Source organism: Nocardia sp. NPDC057272 (assembly GCF_042668615.1).
Lineage (GTDB): Bacteria > Actinomycetota > Actinomycetes > Mycobacteriales > Mycobacteriaceae > Nocardia.
The window spans coordinates 199,577-221,389 of sequence record NZ_JBHUYK010000004.1 but is presented as its reverse complement, the minus strand read 5'-3'; the positions used below and the strand labels follow the sequence as shown (position 1 = coordinate 221,389).

General features: G+C 67.8%; 21 protein-coding genes. 4 read left to right on the top strand and 17 right to left on the bottom strand.

The genetic code is table 11. The features are described 5' to 3' along the window. The first annotated feature begins 33 nt into the window (after positions 1-33). Complete coding sequence (locus tag ACFULV_RS08295) at positions 34-795, top strand: 3-hydroxyacyl-CoA dehydrogenase (protein ID WP_378654536.1); 762 nt, start codon at positions 34-36, stop codon at positions 793-795. A gap of 142 nt (positions 796-937) precedes the next feature. Next, a complete protein-coding gene (locus tag ACFULV_RS08290; protein WP_378654534.1) occupies positions 938-2,317 on the top strand; it encodes a wax ester/triacylglycerol synthase family O-acyltransferase in 1,380 nt (459 codons plus the stop codon). A gap of 55 nt (positions 2,318-2,372) precedes the next feature. On the opposite strand, the gene ACFULV_RS08285 is transcribed toward ACFULV_RS08290, so the two are convergent. The 14 genes from ACFULV_RS08285 to ACFULV_RS08220 all read right to left on the bottom strand — a co-directional run bounded on the left by ACFULV_RS08285 (position 2,373) and on the right by ACFULV_RS08220 (position 15,719). Beyond that, positions 2,373-3,257, bottom strand: a complete 885-nt coding sequence (locus tag ACFULV_RS08285) for an alpha/beta fold hydrolase (protein WP_378654532.1) — start codon at positions 3,255-3,257, stop codon at positions 2,373-2,375. 63 nt (positions 3,258-3,320) lie between these two features. Continuing rightward, positions 3,321-4,049, bottom strand: coding sequence for an alpha/beta fold hydrolase (locus tag ACFULV_RS08280; RefSeq protein ID WP_378654530.1), 729 nt, complete (start codon positions 4,047-4,049; stop codon positions 3,321-3,323). Positions 4,050-4,058: 9 nt separating this feature from the next. Then, a complete protein-coding gene (locus ACFULV_RS08275) occupies positions 4,059-4,337 on the bottom strand; it encodes an alpha/beta fold hydrolase (RefSeq protein WP_378654528.1) in 279 nt (92 codons plus the stop codon). A 22-nt stretch (positions 4,338-4,359) separates the two neighbouring features. Then, entirely contained in the window at positions 4,360-4,860 is a 501-nt protein-coding gene (locus tag ACFULV_RS08270) for a DinB family protein (protein WP_378654525.1), read from the bottom strand. A gap of 119 nt (positions 4,861-4,979) precedes the next feature. After that, entirely contained in the window at positions 4,980-5,996 is a 1,017-nt protein-coding gene (locus ACFULV_RS08265; RefSeq protein ID WP_378654523.1) for an ABC transporter substrate-binding protein, read from the bottom strand. Positions 5,997-6,077: 81 nt separating this feature from the next. Further along, positions 6,078-7,004, bottom strand: a complete 927-nt coding sequence (locus ACFULV_RS08260) for a TAXI family TRAP transporter solute-binding subunit (RefSeq protein WP_378654520.1) — start codon at positions 7,002-7,004, stop codon at positions 6,078-6,080. Further along, positions 7,001-8,449, bottom strand: coding sequence for a sensor histidine kinase (locus ACFULV_RS08255; RefSeq protein ID WP_378654518.1), 1,449 nt, complete (start codon positions 8,447-8,449; stop codon positions 7,001-7,003). Before ACFULV_RS08255 ends, ACFULV_RS08260 begins: the two co-directional genes overlap by 4 nt. Positions 8,450-8,465: 16 nt before the next feature. Further along, on the bottom strand, positions 8,466-9,125 hold the full coding sequence (locus ACFULV_RS08250) for a response regulator transcription factor (RefSeq protein ID WP_378654516.1): 660 nt from the start codon (positions 9,123-9,125) through the stop codon (positions 8,466-8,468). A gap of 46 nt (positions 9,126-9,171) precedes the next feature. Beyond that, complete coding sequence (locus tag ACFULV_RS08245; protein ID WP_378654514.1) at positions 9,172-10,542, bottom strand: MFS transporter; 1,371 nt, start codon at positions 10,540-10,542, stop codon at positions 9,172-9,174. Between the two features lie 213 nt (positions 10,543-10,755). Further along, on the bottom strand, positions 10,756-10,944 hold the full coding sequence (locus tag ACFULV_RS08240; protein WP_378654512.1) for a hypothetical protein: 189 nt from the start codon (positions 10,942-10,944) through the stop codon (positions 10,756-10,758). Positions 10,945-11,043: 99 nt separating this feature from the next. Then, a complete protein-coding gene (locus ACFULV_RS08235) occupies positions 11,044-11,502 on the bottom strand; it encodes a DUF1905 domain-containing protein (protein WP_378654509.1) in 459 nt (152 codons plus the stop codon). Positions 11,503-11,636: 134 nt separating this feature from the next. Beyond that, complete coding sequence (locus tag ACFULV_RS08230) at positions 11,637-12,674, bottom strand: lipase family protein (protein ID WP_378654507.1); 1,038 nt, start codon at positions 12,672-12,674, stop codon at positions 11,637-11,639. Positions 12,675-12,771: 97 nt separating this feature from the next. Then, a complete protein-coding gene (locus tag ACFULV_RS08225) occupies positions 12,772-14,256 on the bottom strand; it encodes a flavin-containing monooxygenase (protein ID WP_378654504.1) in 1,485 nt (494 codons plus the stop codon). Beyond that, on the bottom strand, positions 14,253-15,719 hold the full coding sequence (locus ACFULV_RS08220) for a flavin-containing monooxygenase (RefSeq protein ID WP_378654501.1): 1,467 nt from the start codon (positions 15,717-15,719) through the stop codon (positions 14,253-14,255). Before ACFULV_RS08220 ends, ACFULV_RS08225 begins: the two co-directional genes overlap by 4 nt. A 152-nt stretch (positions 15,720-15,871) precedes the next feature. Here ACFULV_RS08220 and ACFULV_RS08215 point away from each other — a divergent pair, with 152 nt between their 5' ends. After that, positions 15,872-16,492, top strand: a complete 621-nt coding sequence (locus ACFULV_RS08215) for a TetR/AcrR family transcriptional regulator (protein WP_378654498.1) — start codon at positions 15,872-15,874, stop codon at positions 16,490-16,492. Positions 16,493-16,520: 28 nt separating this feature from the next. Here the strand turns inward: ACFULV_RS08215 and ACFULV_RS08210 are convergent, their stop codons facing one another. From ACFULV_RS08210 to ACFULV_RS08200, 3 genes are all read right to left on the bottom strand, one after another. Beyond that, positions 16,521-17,792, bottom strand: a complete 1,272-nt coding sequence (locus ACFULV_RS08210) for a diguanylate cyclase domain-containing protein (protein WP_378654494.1) — start codon at positions 17,790-17,792, stop codon at positions 16,521-16,523. Positions 17,793-17,925: 133 nt separating this feature from the next. After that, positions 17,926-19,215, bottom strand: coding sequence for a serine hydrolase domain-containing protein (locus tag ACFULV_RS08205; RefSeq protein ID WP_378654492.1), 1,290 nt, complete (start codon positions 19,213-19,215; stop codon positions 17,926-17,928). Positions 19,216-19,386: 171 nt separating this feature from the next. Beyond that, complete coding sequence (locus ACFULV_RS08200) at positions 19,387-19,815, bottom strand: cupin domain-containing protein (protein WP_378628349.1); 429 nt, start codon at positions 19,813-19,815, stop codon at positions 19,387-19,389. A gap of 567 nt (positions 19,816-20,382) precedes the next feature. Here ACFULV_RS08200 and ACFULV_RS08195 point away from each other — a divergent pair. Continuing rightward, the gene (locus ACFULV_RS08195) at positions 20,383-21,804 is read left to right on the top strand and encodes a hypothetical protein (RefSeq protein ID WP_378654903.1); all 1,422 of its coding nucleotides are present in this window, start codon (positions 20,383-20,385) and stop codon (positions 21,802-21,804) included. The last annotated feature ends 9 nt before the right edge of the window (positions 21,805-21,813 follow it).

Below are 21,813 nucleotides of genomic sequence, written 5' to 3'. Positions count from 1 at the left end.
TCAGTGAGACCTCACCGAAAACAGGAGAACAGTATGGATTTCGTCAACTCGTCCGCGATCGTCACCGGCGGTGCGTCGGGTCTCGGCTTGGCGACCGTGCAGGAACTGCACGCCAAGGGCGCCAAGGTCGTCATCGTCGACCTCCCCTCGTCCAACGGCGCTGCCATCGCCAAGGAGCTGGGTGAGGGCGCGGCGTTCGCGGCCGCGGACGTGACCGACGAATCGGCGGTGGCCGCGGCACTCGACGCCGCCGAATCGCTGGCGCCGCTGCGGATCGCGGTGAACTGCGCCGGCATCGGCAACGCGATCAAGACGGTTGGCAAGAAGGGCGCGTTCCCGCTCGCCGACTTCACCAAGGTGATCAACGTCAACCTCGTCGGCACGTTCAACGTGATCCGGCTGGCCGCCGAGCGCATGTCGGGCACCGACCCGGTCGGTGAGGAGCGCGGCGTCATCATCAACACCGCCTCCGTCGCCGCTTACGACGGCCAGATCGGCCAGGCCGCCTACGCCGCGTCCAAGGGTGGCATCGTCGGCCTGACCCTGCCGATCGCGCGTGACCTGGCGAGCTTCAAGATCCGCGTCGTCACGATCGCGCCCGGCCTGTTCCGCACGCCGCTGTTCGAGACGCTGCCCGAGGAGGCGCTGCAGTCCCTCGGCGCGCAGGTGCCGCACCCCTCGCGCCTGGGGCAGCCCACCGAGTTCGCCGCGTTGGCCCGCCACATCGTGGAGAACCCGATGCTCAACGGCGAGACCATTCGTCTCGACGGCGCCATCCGGATGGCGCCGCGCTGAGTTGATCTGTGCGAGACCACCTCCGGCCGGGCCGGCTGCCCGGCCGGAGGTGTTTGTCGGCACCGGCGTACCACTTGTGATCGTCGTCAAAGTTCGGCACGGGTGGCAGCAAAACTAGAACGTGTTCTAGTAGGCTTTTGCTATGGAACAACTCACCGGATTGGATGCCAGTTTCCTCTATCTGGAGACCGACACCCAGCATCTCCACGTCTGCGCACTGCTGATCCTCGACCCGGGCGACGGTCACTACTCCTTCGGCAACCTCCGCGACGAGCTCCGCAAGCGGTTGCCCCTCATCCCGCATATGCGCCGCCGAATCCACCCGGTGCCGTTCAACCTCGACCATCCGCTGTGGGTAGACGACGCCGACTTCGACATCGACAACCACATCCGGCGGGTGGAATTGCCGGAGACGGGTGGTCTGGCCGCGCTGATCGGCGCCATCGCAAGTCTCCCGATGGACCGGAATCGGCCGCTGTGGGAGATGTCGGTGGTGGAAGGTCTCGACGACGGCAAGGTAGCCGTCGTCTGTAAGTACCATCACTCGGCCGTCGACGGCATCACCGGCACGAACATGATGATGCACCTGTGCGATCTGGAGCCGGGGACCAGTCGCCCGGAACCCGAGCCGTGGCAACCGGAACCGGTGCCCGGCGATCTGGAACTGGCCGTGCGGGCCGCGGTCCGCCTGCCCGCCAGGGCAGGCATGCTCGGCATGGTCCCCAAGACCCTCGGGATGGTCGCGGGCTTCGCGCGGCGGCGCCGCAACAATCAAGCGGGGATGGAGCTTCCGTTCTCCGCGCCACGTACGCCGTTCAACCAGGCCGTCACCGCGGCGCGGTCGGTCTCGTTCACCAAGACCGACCTCGGCGCGATCAAGGAGATCAAGGCCGCGTTCGGGGTGACGGTCAACGATGTGGTGCTGGCCGTCGTCGGCGGGGTGCTGCGCCGCTACCTGGACGAACGAGGCGAGCTGCCCGACCGCTCCCTGATCGCCTCGGTGCCGGTCTCGGTGCACGAATCCACCCGGCACACCGAGGGGATCAACAAGGTCTCGACGCTGTTCTGCCGTCTCGGCACCGATGTCGCCGATCCGGTCGAGCGGCTGCGGGTGCTGGCCGTCGCGAACCGCGAAGCCAAGGCCGAACACGACATGATCGGCGCCGACTTCCTGCAGGACTGGTCGAAGTACGCCCCGCCCAACACCTTTCGGCTGGCCTCGCGCGTGTACTCGTCGCTGAAGCTGGCCGAACGGCACCCGGTGGTGCACAACCTGGTGGTCTCGAATGTGCCGGGCCCGCCGATGCCGCTGTACTTCCTCGGCGTCCGGGTGGACGGGATGTTTCCGTTCGGTCCGGTCTTCCACGGCGCCGGGCTCACCGTCACCGTGCTGTCGAACTGCGGCGATCTGGATTTCGGCTTCATCGCCTGCCGCGACCTGGTTCCCGATGTCGAAGCGCTGGCCGAGGCGGTGCCCGCCGTGGTCGATGACCTGCTCGCCGCGGCGCGGGCCGAGGGCTGACCACCTGCTCGGGCCGATCGCCCTGTTCGCCACCGGCGTCGAACAGGGTCGTCACCTACAGCCGAGCCGCCACTGCCCGGCACGCGTCGGTCAACGCCGGCACGAACCGGTCCGGCGCGACGGCGCACGCCGCGTGACCCGCCGCGACCGGATGAATACTCGACCCCGGGACCGCAGCCGCGAGTTCGATCTGGCGGTACACCGGGATCGCCCGGTCTCTGGTCGTGATGACCACCGCGGTCGGCATCCGCAGCTCCGATAGCCAGTCGGTGGCATCGAATGTCCCGATCTCGGCCAGCACGGGTGCCAGCGCCCATCCACTGGTACTGCGGAATTCGCCCACCGCCCAGCGGCGCAGCTGTCCCGGCACCAGGGCGGGCGGCAGATCCGGCAGGGTCCGCGTCAACCGCCGGGCGCGGCGATAGGGATATTCTCCCAGGGCTTCGGCGACGGAAGCGAAACCGCGATGGAACGCCCGCTCGCGCCATTTCTCCTGGAAGCGATACGGAGTCGCGCACAACACCAGCCCCGCGACCCGGTCCGGGTGCCGGCGGGCCGTGAGCAGCGACACGATACCGCCGAGCGAATAGCCTACGCAGACAAAGCGGTCCACGTTCAGCGCATCGGCGACCGCGACCACGTCGTCGGCGCAGTCGTCGAGCCGGAACCGCGCCGACTGGATCCCGCGCCCGTGCCAGCGTTGATCGAACAGCACCACGCGATACCGGGCGCTCAGCGACTCCAGCGCGGGAAACCAGTTCAGTGCCGCCGTGCACGCGGTGCCGTGCAGCAGGATCAGCACGGGTGCGCCGGGTGGTCCGGGGAGGTCGACGACATAGGTCCGGCCACGTCCGGGAAGGTCGAGCATCCGCCCACCGGGAATCTCGTCCACGGCGGGCACGACGAACGGCCCTGTCCGCACCGATCGCGCAGCACCCACGGGGCCTCCTCGGGCATTTCTAGAACTCGTTACAGTTCATGATGGCATATCGGCGCGGCAGCGTCAGGCGAGGAAGCGCTGGAGTTCCTCGGTGACGAATCGAGGGTTCTCCTCGACGAGCCAATGTCCGGCGCGCGGCACGTCGACCGCCCGCACGATGTTGCTCAGCCGCGGGGAAACGGTGGCGCGGATCGCCTCGAGCTGCCCCTCGGCGGTCATGAGTAGAGTCGGGACAGGTGTCGGCGCGGTCGCCACAGTGTCGCGGACGTCCTGGTCGAGGGCGCGGTAGAGCTCGAAGCCGCCCGCGAGGGCCTCGGGCTTGCGGTAGGTGCGGGCGAACTCGTCGACCTCGGCGTCGGTGAACGGGGACCGATCCGAGGTGCCGCCGAAGGCCGTGCCGCCGAAGGAGACCTGCGGGTAGAACAGCGCCAAATACTCGCGAACGTCGTCGCCGACAACAGCTTCGGGGACTCGCCGCTGGGAGTGCAACGCGATGTGCCAGCTCAGGGTGCGGTAGATCGCTGCGTCGATCGCGGGCCCGGGCAGCGGGAGATCGAGGTAGCCGAGGCGGTCGGTATCGGCGGGGAACTGGGCGGCGTACGCGAAGGCGACGGCGGCGCCGAAGTCGTGTCCGACCACGCGCGCATCCCGCACGCCGAGCCGGTCGGCGATGAGGGTGTGCACGTACCGCGCCAGCGTGGCCTTGTCGTAGGCGGTCGGTGAACCGGTGCTGTCACCGAGTCCGGGCAGGTCGACGGCGTAGACGGTGTGGTTCTCGGCGAGGGCGGGCATGATCGGCCACTAGCCGTACCAGGTCTGTGGCCAACCGTGGATCAGCACCACCGGTGTGCCGCTGCCGCCGGTCACATAGTGCATCCGGACACCGTCGATGTCGGCGAACTCGTGCCGGAATGTCTTGTCGAACACGGGGTCACCCGCCGTCGCGGCGGCGTGGGGTGCGATGCCGGAGGTGGCCGGGGAACAGGCTGCGGCACACATCGTGAGCAGGAAGGCGAGTACGAAGGCCGCTGCCGCGCGGGCGGATCGACCGGCGCTGTGCGGTCGGGAGGTGGAGATCATCTGTTCCTCGTCCGGGGTGAGATCAGCGGCCGGTGGCGCCGTCGATCAGTTCGCGGAGGATGTCGGCGTGGCCTGCGTGGCGGCCGGTTTCCTCGATCATGTGGGTGAGTGCCCAGCGCACACTGGGAGCGCGGCGGCCCGGTCGCGGTCTAGGCAGCGGCGCACCGAGATCGGTGCAGCTGTCGAGTATCTCGTTCGCTTGCTCGACCGCGGCCCGGTAGCGGGCGACGACGTCGGCCACGGTGGCAGACGCCGGGGCGTGGAATGTCGCTTGCCAGTCGGTCACGGTGTCCCCGAGGAACATCGAGCGTTCGACGAAGGTCAGGTGCTCGAGCAGGCCGAGCAAGTTGGTGCCCGAAGCCACCGCGGCCGTGCGTACTCGAGGTTCGGGCGCGCCGTCCACCTTCGCGACGATCGAAGTCCGCAGATAGTCGAGGAAGCCGCGCAGGACGTCGATCTCCTCGCTTCCCGTCCGCGGGGGCGGGGTGTCTCGGCGGCGGGCGTGACGCGTTGTGCTGGGCACGGTGGTCACCTTCCTTCGTCGCGAACGTCAGGCGCTGCGGTGGATGAGCAGGCGCGCCCAGTTTCGCTGAGGCCACCACGATCTGGCACGCGAAATTGCGGGTTCGGCAAAAAGGTCGGTCAGCGGACTCGCTTCGCGTCCCGGATCGTGGTCGCCAGGCGTTCCAGCAGGGGAGCGGTGGCGGCATGGGAGAAGCGGAAGATCGGCGACCAGGGCGCGACCTGGCCGGCTACCACCGCGGGCAGGCTGCGCCAGACCGGCCGGTCGGCGAGCGCGGGCGGCTGCAGGCCCGAGGACCGGTCGTCGAGCAGGATCAGGTCGGCCGGGTACCGGTCTGCTGTCTCCCAGCTCAGCGATTGGAAGTAGCCGCCGGGGTCCACCTGGTCGGGGACGACGAATTCGACGCCGAGTTCGGTGAAGTAGCTCAGATCGGCCGAGGCGCGCGGGTCGGAGGCGTAGAAGAGTTCCGGGGTCGCCGAGGCGGCGAGCACGCGCAGGCCGGGGCGCGCCGCCACGGCGTCTCGCACCGCCTGGGACGCGGCGGCGAAGCGCTGCTCCGCGGCCGCGACCGCCGGGGTGGCGGTCTCGGCGCCGAGCGCCGCGGCCAGGGCGCGATAGCGCGCGATGATGTCGGGGAGCCGCTGACCGGCGATCCGCACGGCGACCACATTCGGGTTCGCCGACTCGATCTTGGACAGATTGTCGTCGGGGACATACCAGAGTCGACCCGGCACATAGGAATCGGTGACGAGCAGATCGGGCTCGAGCGTCGCGTACTTCTCGATGTCGAACTGCCCCCAGGCGTCACCGACGACGGTCACCGAGTCCGGATCGAGGTCGCCCAACATATCTCGGTCATGCGCTTCGCCGAAAATGCCCACGATGGGCTCGCGCACCCCGTAATCGACCAGCGCGCCCGCCGAACCCGTGAACGCGACCACCCGGCGTGGCGTCCCCTCCGTCCGCACGGTGCCGCCACGACCATCGGGAAACTGCCAGCTCCCGGTGTTGTCTCCTCCGTTGTCGGCGTCGGCCCCGCAGGCTGCAAGACTCGCACTCACCCCGACCGTCCCCGCTACCGCGAAGAATCGGCGCCGGGTGAGGGCGCGGTCCTGTCGGTCCTGGTTCGCGATCACGATTCTCCTCCGCACGTGGCTATCGGTTCGCGATCACTAGACCATATTCACTAAGGCAAGGCAAACCTAACTGGGTCGGATTCAGCCGTGCCAGCGGCGGTACACCTCGGCGGCGCCGGGGTGCAGCGGGACGGTCCCGGTGCCGATCAGGAAGCGGCCGTCGAGGAACTGTGTGCCCGCGGCCTCGGCGGGGACGAGCGCGTCCGCGTGGCGGACCAGCAGGTCGACGATGGCGGCCGCTGTCTCGTCGGGCAGGGTCGCGGCGGCGAGGAGAAGGTTGGCGACGCCGATCGTGTGTACCGCCGGGCTGCCCGGATAGGCATCGGCGGGAATAGCGACCCGGTCGTAGACAGGGCCGTATCGTTCTCGCAGGGGAGCGGCGAGGGCGCCGAGGTCGATCAGTCGCAGGGGATCGGGCACGGCGAGTGCGGCGGTGGGCACGCCACCGGCCCACAGCAACGCGTCGATGGCGCCGTCGGTCAACCGTTGCGCGGCCTCGCGCAGCGGTCGATGCTCGACCACGACGTCGACGCTCGGATCCAGCCCGGCCGTTGTCAGCAGTCGCTGACCGGTGACCGCGGCGCCCGAGCCCGCGGCGCCGAGATTGACCCGGCGTCCACGCAGGTCGGCGACCTCGTTGATCGGATCGCCGGTACGGACCGCCAGCTGGAGATAGTTCTCGTAGACGCGACCGAGCGCCAGCACACGGCCGCCGAAATCGCTCGCCGAATCCGCCAGCGCCAGTGCGGTGTCGACGTCGCCGTCGGCGACCATCCGCAGATTCTGTTGCGACCCAGCGGTTTCCACCGGTTCGATGCGGAGGGTGTCGGTGTCGTCAGCGGCCGCGGCGGCCAGCAGTCGCGCGAACGCGTAGTAGAAGCCCCCGTCCTCGCCCGAGGCCAGCCGCACCGTTGTCCGGTCGTTCGTGCCGCACCCGGCCACGCCCGCCGACACGAGTGCGGCCAAGGCCAGCATCCGGCGACGTGACATCGGCGGTCCACCACTCATCGCGCCACCGCGGGTATCCGAACCGTCACGGCGAGCCCGTGCGGGCGCACCGCCTCGACCGTCAAGCTCGCGCCCCACGCCGTGGCCAGTGCCTGCGCGATCGACAGGCCCAGCCCCGTTCCGCCCGCGGCCGCGGCGGAACCGCGGAAGAATCGCGCCGTGAGTTTGTCGAGTTCGTCCGGCGCGACGCCCGGCCCGTCGTCGGCGACCTGGACCCTCACCCAGCCCGGGTCGTCGCTCACCCCGACGACCGTGTGCGCGCCGGATCCCGCGTACCGGCACGAATTGCTCAGTGCCACATCGAGAATCTGGGCCAGCGCCGCCGAGCTGATCGCCGCCGCGCTGTGGCTGCCGGAATCCTCACCGCCGTCCGGCGGCGCAGCGCTGACCGATCCGCCGGGTCGGCGTGCCGTGGTCAACCGCATCCCCGCGTCGTCGAACGCCGACCCCCATGCGTCGATTCGGTCGGCCACGACCTGGGCCGGATCGCACCGCTCGTCGGTGGATGCCGCGGTGCCGAAGGACGCGGGTGCTTGCGCCACGGCCAGCTCCAGCAGATCGTCGAGAAGCGCGGTCAGCCGTTCCACTTCCGCGGTCGCACCGCGGAAAGTCGCCGACACCTGGCCGGGGACCGCGTACTCCAGCGAGTCGAGACGAATCATCAACGCGGCGAGTGGGTTTCGCATGGCATGCGCGGTATCGGCGACGAGCTGGTGTTGCGCGTCGGCGGAATCGGCGACGGCGGTGGCCATGGCGTCGACGGATTCGGCGAGGTCACGGACCTCCGGTGGGCCACCGTAATTTCTGGTGATCGGGGCGCGGCCGCGTGGTTTCGGCAGTGTCGCGGTGAGTTCGGCGACCGCGTCCGACATCGCGGCCAGCGGGCGCAGCACCCATCGGCTCAGGACCAGTGCCAACAGCACGAAGACCACCATCGCGCCGAGCGCGCCCACCGCGATCACCGCCCACACCCGGGCGATCGTCGCACGCGCCGCGGCGGTCGACGCCTCGATCACGACGGCACCGTTGACCTGCACGCCGGTGCCGACGGGCCGGGCGATGAGCATGACCGGAGCGCTCCACGGCGTCAGCCGATCCACCTGCTGCGGTCGCTGGTTGCGGCGAGCCGCGGCCACCGCGGCCCGGATCCGCGGATCTCTCACCTCGACCCCGGCGTTGACGATCGGTGCCCCGCGAGCATCCACGACCAGCACGTTCTCCCCGTACAGCTCGTGATAGCGGCCGACCTCGTCGGCGAGTGCCCGCACCCCGCCGGCCGACCCCGCCTCGTCGGCGAGGGTCGCGAAGCGGTCGGCGTCACCGGACCGGCCGAGCACCAGCTCCTGGGTTCGGCTGGTGGCGGCGGTCAGCGACAGCGGAATCGCGAAGGCCAGCACCGCGAGCGCCGCGAAGACGGTGAGCGCGATCAGCAGTCTGCGACGCATGCCGGTCCTCGGGCACTCACTCGCCCCACCGATACCCGTAGCCACGAATGGTGGTGATCAGCCCGGGCCGGTTCAGTTTGGCGCGCAGCCCGGTCATGTGGACATCGAGCGAGCGCGAGACCGCGACGAACGCATCGCCCCAGACGCGGTCCATCAGCTGCTGCCTGCTCACCGCGGCGCCCGGCCGTTCCACCAGGACCTCGACGAGCTCGAATTCCTTCTGGGTGAGCGCGATCGGAGCACCGGCCACCTCGACGACCCGCGCACGCAGATCCACTCGGACATCACCGGTGACGACTTCGGTCCTGGCCCGCGTGGCGACGGCCGCGGCCCGGCGCAGTACGGTCTCGAGCCGCGCCATCAGCTCGGCGATCCGCGGGGGCTTGACCACATAGTCGTCCGCTCCGCCGCGCAAGCCGCGCACGATGGAGCGTTCGTCGCTGCGGGCGGTCAGGATCAACACGGGGATCGTGCTGACCTCACGCAGCTGACGCAGGACCTGCAACCCGTCCGCATCGGGCAGCCCGAGGTCGAGGAGCACGGCGTCGAATTCGCGGTGGGCGATGAGCAGGTCGGCGCCACGACGCATGCGCTCGGCCCGGTAGCCGCGCGCGGTGAGCGCCTCTACCAGGGCGTCGCCCACTCCGTCGTCGTCCTCGACCACCGCAAGCCGCACACGCCGATCCTCCCATAGCGGCAGGACCGGCGCGTGTTCCGGACGGTCAGCCACGCACGGCGGCCATCGCCCGTTCCGGCTCGACCGCATCGGCATCGACGACGTCGTCGGCGTCGATGGTCGACTCGGCCGACGTCTCCCGCATGAAGTAGTAGGTGATCAGCGAGATCGCGATACATCCGGCGACGTAGAAGAAGTAGAGCGACTCGAGGCCGGCCTTCTTCAACGCCAGCGCGATCATCTCGGCGGTACCACCGAAGATCGCGACGGTCAGCGCGTACGGCAGCCCGACGCCGAGCGCGCGGATCTTGGTGGGGAACAGCTCGGCCTTCACGATCGAGTTGATCGAGGTGTAGCCGGTGACGATCACCAGCGCGGTCATCATCAGGCCGAAGGCCGCGAGTGCGTTGGAGGTGTGCGCGAGCGTCGTCATGATCGGCACCGTCAGCACGGTGCCGGCGATTCCGAAGAAGATGAGCAGTTTGCGGCGGCCGATCCGGTCGGACAGACCGCCCGCGACCGGCTGGAGCACCACGAAGACCAGTAGCGCGACGAAGTTGATCCAGGCCACGGTGTCCTTGGAGATGCCCGAGGTATTGATCATGAACTTCTGCATGTAGGTCGTGTAGGTGTAGAACGCCACCGTGCCGCCCAGTGTCAGGCCGACTACCAGCAGGCATTCGCGGGGGTACTGCAGCAGGACCCGCAGCGAACCGCGCGAGCTGCTCGCGGCCGCCTCGCCGGACTCGGACGTCTTGTCCATGGCCTTGAACGAGTCGGACTCGTCCATGCCACGTCGCAGCAGCATCACCACGATCGCGCCACCGGAACCGATCAGGAACGGGATGCGCCAGCCCCAGCTGTACATCTGCTCGGACGAGAGCATCTGCTGCAAGATGATCTGCACGCCCAGCGCGACCAGTTGGCCCGCGACCAGTGTCACGTACTGGAAGCTCGAGTAGAACCCGCGCCGGCCCGGGGACGCGACCTCGGACAGATACGTTGCGCTGGTGGCGTATTCGCCGCCGACCGACAGTCCTTGCAGCAGTCGCGCCATGAGCAGCAGGACCGGCGCCGCGATGCCGATGGTCTGGAATCCGGGCGTCACCGCGATCATCAGCGAACCCGCGGCCATCACCGTCACCGACAGGGTGAGGGCGGCGCGTCGGCCGAACCGGTCGGCGTAGCGCCCGAGCGCCCAGCCACCGATCGGGCGCATGATGAACCCGACCGCGAACACCGCCGCCGTCGACAGCAGTTGCGCCGTGGGGTCGCCGTCGGGGAAGAACGCCTTCGCGAAGTACACGCTGAACGCGGCGTAGACGTACCAGTCGTACCACTCGACGAGGTTGCCGATCGAGCCGCGCAGCACGTTGGCCACGACTCGCCGTTCACCACCGGCCTGTGTCGTTGTCACCTTGGACCCTCCTCTATCGGCGCGGCATTGCGCCGTCGGAGACCACTGTGTCGGCGCTCACATGCCGAAAGGAAGCGGCACGGGCGGTTCCTAACCTTCCCTTAGGACGATCCTCGCGACCGCTCTCGCCGGAGCCGGTGCACCGGCCGGGGTGCTGGGCGAGGCGGCGCACACGATCGAGGACGAGACGAACGCGCTGTGGCAGGCGTGGCGTCAGGCGGCGGGAACCGGGACGTCGGGGATGTTGGCGGCTCGGCGCGGATGCGCGAGAAAGGCCGCGACCGGCGCCAGGCAGGTGCCGTAGAGCGCTGCCCACATCAGTCCGGGATCTGTCAGTTCGAAGGGCTCGAGCAGCCCGGCCAACGCGACACCGGCGACGGGGGTATCGGGACGAACGGCCACAGGGCCGAGGATGCTGGCGGATTCTGTTGCAGCGGAACGGGTCCGCGGTCTATCGTGGTCATCCCGCACCACGTTTCCGTTGTGCCAGAACTGAATTCGTTACATCTTGGCGTCGCCGGTGAGCTCGGTGACGATCTTGGCGATCCGGGTGGCGCGGGTGCCGGCACGCTTGGCCTCGGTGACGGACTGCACGCGTTCGCGTTGCTTGCTGTAGGACAGCGCGGCGAATGCCGCTGTCGAGCCGGGACGTTGCTCCAATGCCTGTGCGAGATCGTCGGGAACCTCGACGGTGCGGTCCTCGCGATCGAGTTCGACGGTGACCTCCGCGGTGTCTCCGGCGCTGACACCCGCGGCTTCGCGGTTCGACGCGTTGAGGGGCACCATGAACTCACCGCCGTACACGGCCACCGTGCTTCGGAACGTGTGGGGCCCGATGGTCACGACGACCCTCGGCCGTTTCCCCGCGCCGAGCGCTTCGACGACGTCGGCGGGTACCCGGAATCCGGTAGCGGTCTTTCCGCCGAGTTCGATCTGGGTGGTGAAGTGATGTGACGTCACTGCTGCCTCCGGCTCGACTGTGGACGGCATGTCGGTCGCAGGATGGCCCTGCTGTCCTCATCAGCTCTTCATCGTAGGGGTCGGCACCGGCTGTACTGCGTGGCGCAACGTCGGACGAACTCCGGCGGCATCGCTCAGGAGGCGGTCGGGGTCGCTGTCCGGTCCTGTTCGGCGAAGCAGTCGGCGAGGAAAGCGAAGCCGGCCCGGGCGAATTGCGGTGCCGCGGTGAAATGGCCACCGAATCGGATCCGATGTTCGCTGACCTCGACGCCGAGTTCGCGCCACCGCTGGGTGAGCAGTTCGGTCTGGCGGTAGGGGACCACCCGGTCGCGGGGGCCGTGCCCGACGAGCACCGGCGCTGTCGGCGGTAGGTATCCGAGGCTGACCTCACGCATTCGCTCGATCCACACCGGATCCTCGAACGGGTCGGTGCTCAGATAGACGGTCCGCGACTTCGGGATGACGAACCCGACCGCGGCGAGCGCCAGCGGATGCAGTCGACGAATCACCGGCAGCGTCAACTTGCCCGCGGCGTTGAGATTTCGGCGCAGATCCAGGTTGTCGAAACTGGCTTCCAGCCCCAACGCCGAGTACATCAGCAAGAACAAGCCCGCGGTGCGATCGAGGCTCGCACCCATTTCGGCGAGGTCGGCCGGTGGCGCGCCGATGGCGACACCGGCCAACGGCAGATCTGGAGCGTAGAGCGACTGGATCTGCGCGGCCCAGGCGGCGGTGTTCCCGCCCTCGGAGTAGCCGTAGATCCCGTACTGGCTGATCTGCGCGGATCGGGTGGTGAGCAGATACCGCGCGGCACGCATGACGTCGAGCAACGCGCGGCTGTTGGCCGGACCGATCACATAGGGATGGGTTCCCTCGGTTCCCAGCCCGGGGTAGTCCGTGACCGCCACCGCCCAGCCGCGGGCCAACGCGGCGGCGATGAACACTCCTTCGTATTCCAGCCCGCGCTCGAGCAGCCGCGACACCGCTGCCGAACGCGCCATTCCCTGGGTGCCCGGAGCGAATCCGACCAGTGGCAGCGCTCCCGAGATATCGCGGGGAACCAGAATTGCTCCCGAGACCGTGATCGGCTTTCCGGCAAGGTCGGTGGAACGGTACAACACGCGATACGCGTCGGCCCGCACCGTGATTCCCGGGGCAATCCGTGCGGTCATCGATCTGATTCGCAGGATTTCCCCGGCGGCCGCGCTGCCGACGGTCGATTCCGGGAGGGGCTGATAGAACTGTGTGCGCCGGCACGACATCATCGGATCAACCCCGCGACGTGGGCGCGGCGACACGGTCGAACGTCAGTACGCCGTCGAGGAGTTCGCCTTTGCCGAGTAGGGCGCGATCGCGGTAGTAGTTGTTGACCACCTTCCAGGGGGAGCGCCGCCCCTGTCGCGGCATGACACCGTCGCCGCGCTTGATGTAGCCGGAGGTCAGGTCGCCACCCATCACGGACTCTTCGGCGATGTCGTCGGCACCCGCCCGCACCGAGAATCGGGAGTATCCGCCGTCGCGCATGGCGTTGAGGACCCGGCAGAAATAGGTGGCGGCGAGGTCGGCCTTGAGCGTCCATGACGCGTTGGTGTAGCCGAGGATGATCATGGCATTGGGGACTCCGGAGATCAGGACACCCTTGTAGAGCACCGAACCGTGCGGGTCCACCGGGACACCGTCGACCACGAGTTCGGCGCCGCCGACGATCTGTACGTTCAGACCCGTGGCGGTGACGATGATGTCGGCCTCGAGCTCCTGGCCCGACTCGGTCAGCACGCCCTTTTCGGTGAACTTCGCGATGCGGTCGGTGACGATATCGGCCTTGCCGCTTTTCAGCGCCTTGAACAGGTCACCGTTGGGTACCACGCACAGACGCTGATCCCACGGGTTGTAACCGGGCGTGAAGTGCCGCATGTCGATCTTGTCGCCCACTTGCAGTCTGACCTGGTTCAAGAACAGCTTCTTGGCCAGCTCGGGATTGGTGCGCGAGAGCTGGAAACTGGCGCGCTGCAAGGCGATATTACGGGCACGGCCGATCCGATAAGCGATTTTCTCCGGCACACGCGCTGTGCGCATGGTGATCGCGACGGGATCATTCGAGGGCAGCGTCTGGATGTAGGTGGGCGAGCGCTGCAGCATGGTGATGTGCTCGACGGCGTCGGCCATCGCGGGGATCAGGGTGATCGCGGTGGCGCCCGAACCGATCACCACGACCTTCTTGCCCTGGTAATCGAGGTCCTCGGGCCAATGCTGCGGGTGCACGATCTGGCCGGTGAAGTCTGCGGCGCCGGGGAACGTCGGCTGATAGCCCCTGTCGTAGTCGTAGTAGCCGGTGGCGCCGACGAGGAAATTCGCCGACCAGGTCTCGATCTCGCCGGTGCGCTCGTCGAGGACTTCGCCCGTCCACAGTCCGGTGGTGCTGTCGAAGGAGGCGCGAACTCCCCTGCGGCCGAAGTGGATATGGTCGAGGACGCCGTATTCGCGGGCGGTGTCCTCGATGTAGTTCCGGATGCTCGGCCCGTCGGCCAGGATCTTGGTGCCGATCCACGGGCGGAACCCGAAACCGAAGGTCAGCATGTCCGAGTCGGACCGGATGCCCGGATACTTGAACAGATCCCAGGTGCCGCCGACGTTGTCGCGACGTTCGATGATCGCGAAGCTACGGCCGGTCTGCTCGCGAACGAGCTGACAGGCAGTGCCGATGCCGGAGAGGCCGGCGCCGATGATCAGTACATCGACGTGTCGTGTCGTCATGACAGAGTTCCATCCTGGTGAGTGATCAGGTAGTCGCGGTCGTCGGGTTCGGTGAGCAGGGTGTCCATCGTCTTGCGGTCGAAAGGCCACAGGTCGATGGTGTTTTCCTCGGTGAAGTACCAGGAGTTGCAACCGGTGTTCCACACGGTCGGGCCCATGGCGTCGGCGACGGAGTCGTTGAACCGGACGGTGGCCTCCTCGGTCACCTCCACGGTGTCGAACTCGTTGTCGCGGAAGCGTTTCAGCCACCGCGTGATGTAGCGGGCAGTCAGTTCCGCGGAGTACTGCAGCGAGATCGACCCGGTGGGCGAGTTCGGGCCGAGCACGGTGAACAAGTTCGGGAAACCGGGGATCGCGGTCATCCGGTAGGCGCGTGGCCCCTTCGCCCAGGCCTCGTCGATGCTCAGTCCGTCGCGGCCGCGCAGATTCATCGGGCGCATGTAGTTGTGGGGGTGGAAGCCGGTCGCGAAGACGATCACGTCGAGGTCGTGGTGGGTGCCGTCGGCGGTGCGGATCCCGGTCTCGGTGATCTCGCTGATCGCGTCGCTCACCAACGCCGCGTTGTGGGCGCCGATCGCGCGGTGATAGGTGCCGGAGAGGACCTGCCGTTTGCAGAACGGCTCGTCGTCGGGAGTCAGCGCCGCTCGTAGCCGCCGATCGCGCACCTGGGTGATCAGCGACCACCGGGCGAGCTGCTGCGCGGCGCGGCGCCGCCACGTCGGTTTCAACGCGATATCGGCGAGGATGCCCGAGCTCCACAACAGCGTGGAGTAGAGGCGCTGGTGCGCGGCGGGCGCGGCGGCTAGCAGCTCGGCCAGCAGCCGCGGCTGGGGCAGACCCATCGGAGCCCAGAGCACCCATTGGGGGGTGCGGGCGAACTGGGTCAACTTCGCGGCTCGCGGTTGCAGCGCGGAGACCACCTGAACGCCGGTGGACCCGCTGCCGATCACCGCGATGCGCTTGCCGACGGTCTCGATCGCGTCGTCCCAGCGGGCGGTATGGACCACCGCACCGGTGAACCGGTCGATTCCCGCGATATCGGGGGTGAAGGGGTGGTGCAGCACGCCGGTGGCGGCGATGACGAAGTCCGCCTTGATCTCTCGGCCGCCCGCGAGGGTGACGGTCCACCCGTCGGCGCCGTGAACGGCCTCGGTGACCTCACTGTTCAGCGAGAGATGATCAGTCAGACCGAACTGCTCGACCACATCGCGGTGGTAGCGCTGGATCTCGCCACCGGTGGCCCAGATCTGTGACCAGTCGGGCTTGGGTGCGAAGCCGAACTGATAGATCTGCGACGGAACATCGCAGGTCAGTCCGGGGTAGCGGTTCCAATGCCAGACCCCGCCGACATCGGAGCCCTTCTCCACGATCACGAAGTTCTCGAAGCCGGCCTGCTTGAAGATCACGCCGGCGGTGATCCCGGCGACGCCGGCGCCGATGATGACGATCTTCGGGTCACGCATGACGAACTCCCTTGTTCTGTCTCCACACGCATGGACTGACATGTCATTCTATCTACGGAATGAAGTGTCACTCAACTTTGACGGAGGCTATCATCACAGGCGTGGTCGGACCAGAGGCACTCGGAGACAGACGCGCTCAGCGAGCGGAACGCATGCGCGAGGAAACACGCCGCGACATCATCGACGCCGCCTTCGACTGCTTCGCGACGAGCGGCTACCACGACACCTCGATCGCCGACATCGCCGCGCGACTGGGGATCGGCCACGGCACCTTCTACCGGTATTTCCAGAACAAGCGCGACATCATCGACCACGTCGTGGACGACCTGTTCGGTCGCGTGCTGGAAGCCTTGGCGACCGACAACGCCCCCGCCGCCGCGGAAACCCTCGACGACTACCGCGCCCAGGTCGGCCGCATCGCCGACGGACTGACCGACATCCTGTACTCCGACCCGCGCATTCCCCGGTTCCTGTTCACCGGGACGGTCGGTGTCGACGCCGAATTGAACAAACGAATGTTCAGCGTGCTCGACTCGGCCAACGCGCTCACGGCCGGCTATCTCGAACACGGGATCGAACGCGGGTACCTGCGCGCCGATCTCGATGTCGACCACACGGCGCAGGCTGTGATGGGCATGCTCCTGGCCGGGGTCATCGCCTGCGCCAGGGACGCCGGGGAACGGGCCATCACGGACGGCAGTGGGCCGCCCGAACGGCAACGAGAGCTCAGTATCGCGATACAGCGGCTGATGTTCGACGGAATCGCCCTCTGACTCGCCGCGCGCGGGAGCTGATGGAATCTCAGCGGGGTATCTCGGGCCTGCCCCGCGAATCGGTCGAGTCGGTACCGGATTGCGCGTCGGTGCGCAGGATCCACCGATTCTTGCCCAGCGCTTTGGCCTGATAGAGGCAGTCATCGGCCTCGGCGAGCAGTTCGGGAACGCGTCTGCCGGTCAAGGGCGTCACGACCGCGCCGATGCTGACCGATACCGATATCGGTCCGTCGGGCAGGGCGAACGGATCGACCACCGCGGCGTGGAGCAGATCGATGGTCTTGCGCGCTCGATCGACCGCGGACGGGGGGAGCACGACGATGAACTCATCCCCGCCGAGGCGAGCCAGCAGCTCCTGATCGGTGCTCAAGCATCGCCGCAGGCGTTCGGCGAGCTCGACGAGGATCTGATCGCCCACGGCATGTCCGTAGGTGTCGTTGACCGCTTTGAACCCGTCGACGTCGAGTGCGCACACCGCCGCGCACTGGCCGGGGTGGGCGTCGCCGACGAGCGAGTGCAGCGCGGTGTGCAGGCCACGCCGGTTGGTCAGGCCGGTGAGCGGGTCGTGGTGGGCCTGCCAGTGCAGCCGTTGCGCGGCGGTGTGCTGTTCGGTGAGGTCCTGGCCGAAGCCGAGCAGATAAGCCCGTTCGCCGTCGGCCGAGACGCACTGGGTAATCGTCCAGCCGACCCACCTCGTGGTCCCGTCCGGGCGAGGCTGTTCGCTTTCGAACCGCACGGCGCCCGAGTCGTTGCCGGCGAGTTCGTCGAAAATGCGCCGGCGCTCGACGTCGGCGGTGTCGCCGGCCAGGTCGAAGCCGTCGAGTCCCCGTAGCTGGTCGAGCGGGTACCCCACCAGGCGTTCGAAAGCCGGATTGGCGTCGATGATGCGGCCGCGGGCGTCGCCGATGGACATCGCCACCGACGCGTGGCGGAACGCGATCTCGAAGCCGTCGGCGGCATGCGGGGTCACCGACTCGGAGGTCAGACCGCGCCCGACGCCGAGGCCGAATCGCGAGGCCAGGCTCGTCAGAACCTCGGGTGTCGTTCCGGCGTGCCGGCAGACCTCACACAGGGTCGGCAGCGAGGCATCGATGACAGCGGGGGAGCGGAAACCGAGATCGGCGACGGCGATCCCGAGGTTCTCGCCGATGGTGGGATCCCAAGCGGGGTTGGCCAGCGCGATCAGCACCCGGTCCAGGAGATCTTCGAGGACGTCGACGAGCTCGTCTTCGCCGCGTACCGGAGTGGTCACCGCAGCCAGGTGCGCGGCCCATTGTCGGGCGAATCGTCGAGCGGGCACCGTCGATGACACCTCCGTAGACTCCGATATCTCCTTCGAGCAGTAAAGCAAGGATCACCTCACCACATGCGAACATCGGATCAGCCGGGCGTCATCGTGTGAAGCGGACATCGGTTCGGGTGGCCGGCCCGCGTCACCGGCTGGTGGTGGTCGGTGGAGCAGGGCTGGTGGGCGCGGTCGTCGCGCCGGTGTTCGGCGCGGCCGGGCTGCCCGGCACCGCCTCGCTCCCGTAGAAGGTCGGCAGCATGCCCTTGACCAGCACCAGTGCCGACCCTTCGCCCGACGGCACCGTCGCGAGGTTCGTGGCGACCACGATCGTGAGGTCGGACTCCGGGTCATGGCCCATGAAGGTCATGTACCCCGGAATCTGACCGTCGTGCCCGAACAGATGCAACCCGAATCGGACGATGCCGAGACCGTATCCGGCGACATCGGGGGCGGCCGGATCGATCGGCTGGATGCTGTCCATCCGTACTCGCTGCATCTGCTCGTCCAGCAGGTCGCCCTCGACGAGTGCCCGCACGTACGTGGCCACATCACCGACCGTCGAGATCGCGGCACCCGCGGTCCACGTCCACGACGGGCTCTCGTCGGTCGCGTTGTTGGGTTGCAGCGTGCCCGCGAGCGCGGCGGCCTGCTGCTCGGGCGGCAGGGCGAAGGTGTCGATGGTGGAGACATTGGTGCCGAAGGCGTACCCCTGCGGGTGCGGATCGGGGATCGAGTGGTCCGCCGCCGCGGGCAGCGAGGTGTGCTTCAGGCCGAGTGGTCCGAAGATCCGCTGCTGGAAATTCTCGGCGGCCGACATCTTCGTGATCTTCTCGATGACGAGGCCGAGCAGGATGATGTTGGTATTGCTGTAATCGAATTTCTCCCCCGGTGCGAAATTGACCGGGTGGGAGAAGGCGATAGCGAGCAACTCCTCGGGCGTCCACACCTTGTTCGGGTCACTGTCGAGCATGGCATTGAACTGTGGGTCGAACGTGTAACTGTAGAGCCCACTTCGCATTTCGGAGAGCTGGGCGATGGTGATCTCATCGCCGTTCGGCACATCGGGCCAATATTTGGCAATCGGGTCCTCGAGTGCGAGTTTTCCCTCCTGTACCAACTGCAGAATGACCGTCGACGTCATGGTTTTGGTGTTGCTGGCGATGCGGAAGTAGTCGTCCACCGACATGGGGTCGTCGGCCCCGATGACCCGGGTGCCGAATGTCTCGGTCCAATCCCCCTGCTTCGGCGATTTGACGACCACGACAGCACCGGGAATGACGTTGTCCTTCATGAGCTGGGTGATCACCGGCCTGAGGGTGGTGGCGTAGGCGGGCTCGGCCTGTGAGCCGGCCGATGTGCTGGTGGCATCGCCGCCGGAATCCGACGATGTCGCGCAGCCGGTGGCAATGAACAAACTCGCGGTCGCGACAAACACTGCGAAACTCGTCCGGTGTCCCATGATTCTCCGATCAGCGTGTGCTCGAAGGGGTGATGTCGCGCTGTGTAACGCAACTCTGCTCCCTGCGCGCCGAGGAATCAATCAGCAACCCGGTAACAGTGGAATGGCGAACCGGGAGCTCGCCATTTCCAGCGATCGAGTGTGGGTTCAGCTCCGGAAGTCCTCGAAATCGAAGCCCGGCGCGACGACGCAGCTCACCAGTACTTCCTCGCCACCGCACGGCCGGGCCGCCTGCCAATTGCCCGCCGGCACGAGTTGCTGCACGCGGTGCCCCGATTCGATGGCTGGGCCGAGGATCACGGATTCGGTTGTGGTGGGAGTGTCGCCGTCGCCGCCCAGCACGAGTTCCAGTGGTCCGCCTCGGTGCCACATCCACACTTCGTCGGAGCGCACCGCATGCCAGATCGACTGTTCGTGTTCGGGGAGCAGGAACAGGATTCCGGTCGCCGCGGCGCGTGGGCCCGGATAGTCGGTGGGCGCGAAAGTATGCGCACTGCGCCAAGTTTCGCGAAACCAGCCGCCTTCGGGATGCGGCAGGAGGTCGAGGGTCTCCGCGGTCGGTGGCCGGTGCAGCAGTTCGGTATGGCGGCCTGCCGGGCCGCGCCGGGCCCACCGCACCTTCCCGACGGGCAGGTGTCCCGCGGTCGGCGATGCCTCGCGCGGGGTGACGACGAGGATCTGTGCGGTCGGCGGCAGCGCATCGGCAACCAGGAGCGCCGAATCGTCGTCTGCGGCCCAGGCGGTCCGGTCGTCGTCGACGGGCAGCTGATCACCTCCCGACCGCCAGGCATCGAGCGTGGTAACCAGCATCGGTTCGGTGTCGGTAGCGTCAGGCACGAGGGGTTCCATGGCATCGAGTGTTCACCAAGATCGTGGAATGACGTTGTGCGCGCGGTGCCGGCGTCGCTCGAGTCGGCGGTCGCGGATCAGAGCCGAGGTACCCGCAACCCCCGGAATCATCGGCGCCGACCGGTGCGCCCGAAGGTCGCCGACGGGACCTTGCCGTCGCGACTGTGGTCCCCTAGTCTGCGAGCTGTACGAATATTCGAAAGGCTGAGTTCGAGTATTTGTTTCGAGGCGGGTTCTCTCCGACGAGCGAGCGCGTCGATGGCAGGAATCAGGGAGTCGCCCGTGTTCGCAAGAATGGGTCGCATCGCCGCGACCGCCGCGCTGTGTCTGACCGTATCGCTCATGGTCACCACCGGAACCGCCGCCGCGGAGTTCGGTTCGCTACCGCCCGCGAATCCGCACCTGGGCCCGCCGGGAACCGCGACGATGCACGGGGATGCCGAGTCTTCCGACGCCACGCCTTTCGCGGGTCCCGGAACCGGAAGCATCGACAGCGACTTCCGCGAACTCGCCGCCGCGTGTCCGACCATTCTGCAAGGCGCGGACGGGATTCCGCAGGCGCTGTGTACCAAGATCATCGACCGGGCCCCGAAGGTGTTCCTGCTCGACCCCGGTAGCGGGCAGCCCCTCGCCTCCCTCGACTTGGCCAAGGGCAGCCTCCTCGGTGGTGTGTACGCCTATCTCGACAGCGACGACCGCATGGTCACCGTCGACGGCAGCGGTCAGCTGCTACGGATCGGCCACCGCAAGGACGGCGACGACTGGAAGCTGTTCATCGAGATGAGAACCGATATAGCGCAAGCCGTCACGGGCCATTGCGGTGGTAGCGGCTGCGACGCCGTGAGTTCGGTGATGCCCGACTTCGACGGCCGGGTGTGGTTCGCCACCGACAACGCGGCGGCGGGTTACTCCGATCCGGCGACCGGCGCGGCCCGCTCGATCGTGCTCGGCCCGGGGGAGAAGGTCGCCAACAGCATTTCCACCGCACCCGAGGGCGTCTCGATCGCCACCACCCATGCGCTGTACCTGGTGGATGTCGACGACACCGGCGGTCCCCGCATCGTGTGGCGCCAGGCCTATGACCGCGGTCCGGCCCGCAAGCCCGGTCAGCTCTCCTGGGGGACCGGCGCCACTCCCACCTTCTTCGGCCCCGGTAGCGGCACCGAGTACGTGGCGATCACCGACAATGCCGTGCCGAAGGAAAATCTGCTCGTGTTCGACACTGCCGGCGGCAATCCGGTGTGCTCGGTGCCGACGGTCAAGGGCACCGAGAACTCGCCGATCGGTTCCGGCAACAGCCTTTTCGTCGCCAGCACCTACGGGTACCCGTATCCCGCGGTGCCGGAGGGGGCGGGCGACAGTGACCCGGCGCATGCTTCGTTCACCGGGGGCATGGTCCGCGTAGACGTCAGCGGTTCCGGCTGTCAGGTGAAGTGGACCAATGATGTTCTGTCCGCGGCGGTTCCACGTCTGTCGGTGGCCGACGGCAAGATCTACACCGTCGCGCGCCACAGCATCATTTCGACCGGCAGCGCCGGGCTGACCGATACCTTCCGCTACACCGTGATCGACGCCGCTACCGGACGCGTCGACACGGAGAAGGTCATCGGGGCCACCGCCGTGCACAACACCCTGCAGATGGTCGGCACCATCGCCCCTGACCGCACCCTCTATCAGGGCACGATGAGCGGGCTGTTCCGGATCGCACCCCGCTGAGCGGCGGGG

Coding starts and splice junctions, on each gene's coding strand:
- ACFULV_RS08295 (WP_378654536.1), top strand. CDS start 34: ATGGATTTCGTCAACTCGTCCGCGATCGTCACCGGCGGTGCGTCGGGT.
- ACFULV_RS08290 (WP_378654534.1), top strand. CDS start 938: ATGGAACAACTCACCGGATTGGATGCCAGTTTCCTCTATCTGGAGACC.
- ACFULV_RS08280 (WP_378654530.1), bottom strand. CDS start 4,049: ATGCCCGCCCTCGCCGAGAACCACACCGTCTACGCCGTCGACCTGCCC.
- ACFULV_RS08275 (WP_378654528.1), bottom strand. CDS start 4,337: ATGATCTCCACCTCCCGACCGCACAGCGCCGGTCGATCCGCCCGCGCG.
- ACFULV_RS08260 (WP_378654520.1), bottom strand. CDS start 7,004: ATGAGTGGTGGACCGCCGATGTCACGTCGCCGGATGCTGGCCTTGGCC.
- ACFULV_RS08255 (WP_378654518.1), bottom strand. CDS start 8,449: ATGCGTCGCAGACTGCTGATCGCGCTCACCGTCTTCGCGGCGCTCGCG.
- ACFULV_RS08230 (WP_378654507.1), bottom strand. CDS start 12,674: ATGACCGCACGGATTGCCCCGGGAATCACGGTGCGGGCCGACGCGTAT.
- ACFULV_RS08225 (WP_378654504.1), bottom strand. CDS start 14,256: ATGACGACACGACACGTCGATGTACTGATCATCGGCGCCGGCCTCTCC.
- ACFULV_RS08220 (WP_378654501.1), bottom strand. CDS start 15,719: ATGCGTGACCCGAAGATCGTCATCATCGGCGCCGGCGTCGCCGGGATC.
- ACFULV_RS08215 (WP_378654498.1), top strand. CDS start 15,872: ATGCGCGAGGAAACACGCCGCGACATCATCGACGCCGCCTTCGACTGC.
- ACFULV_RS08195 (WP_378654903.1), top strand. CDS start 20,383: ATGGGTCGCATCGCCGCGACCGCCGCGCTGTGTCTGACCGTATCGCTC.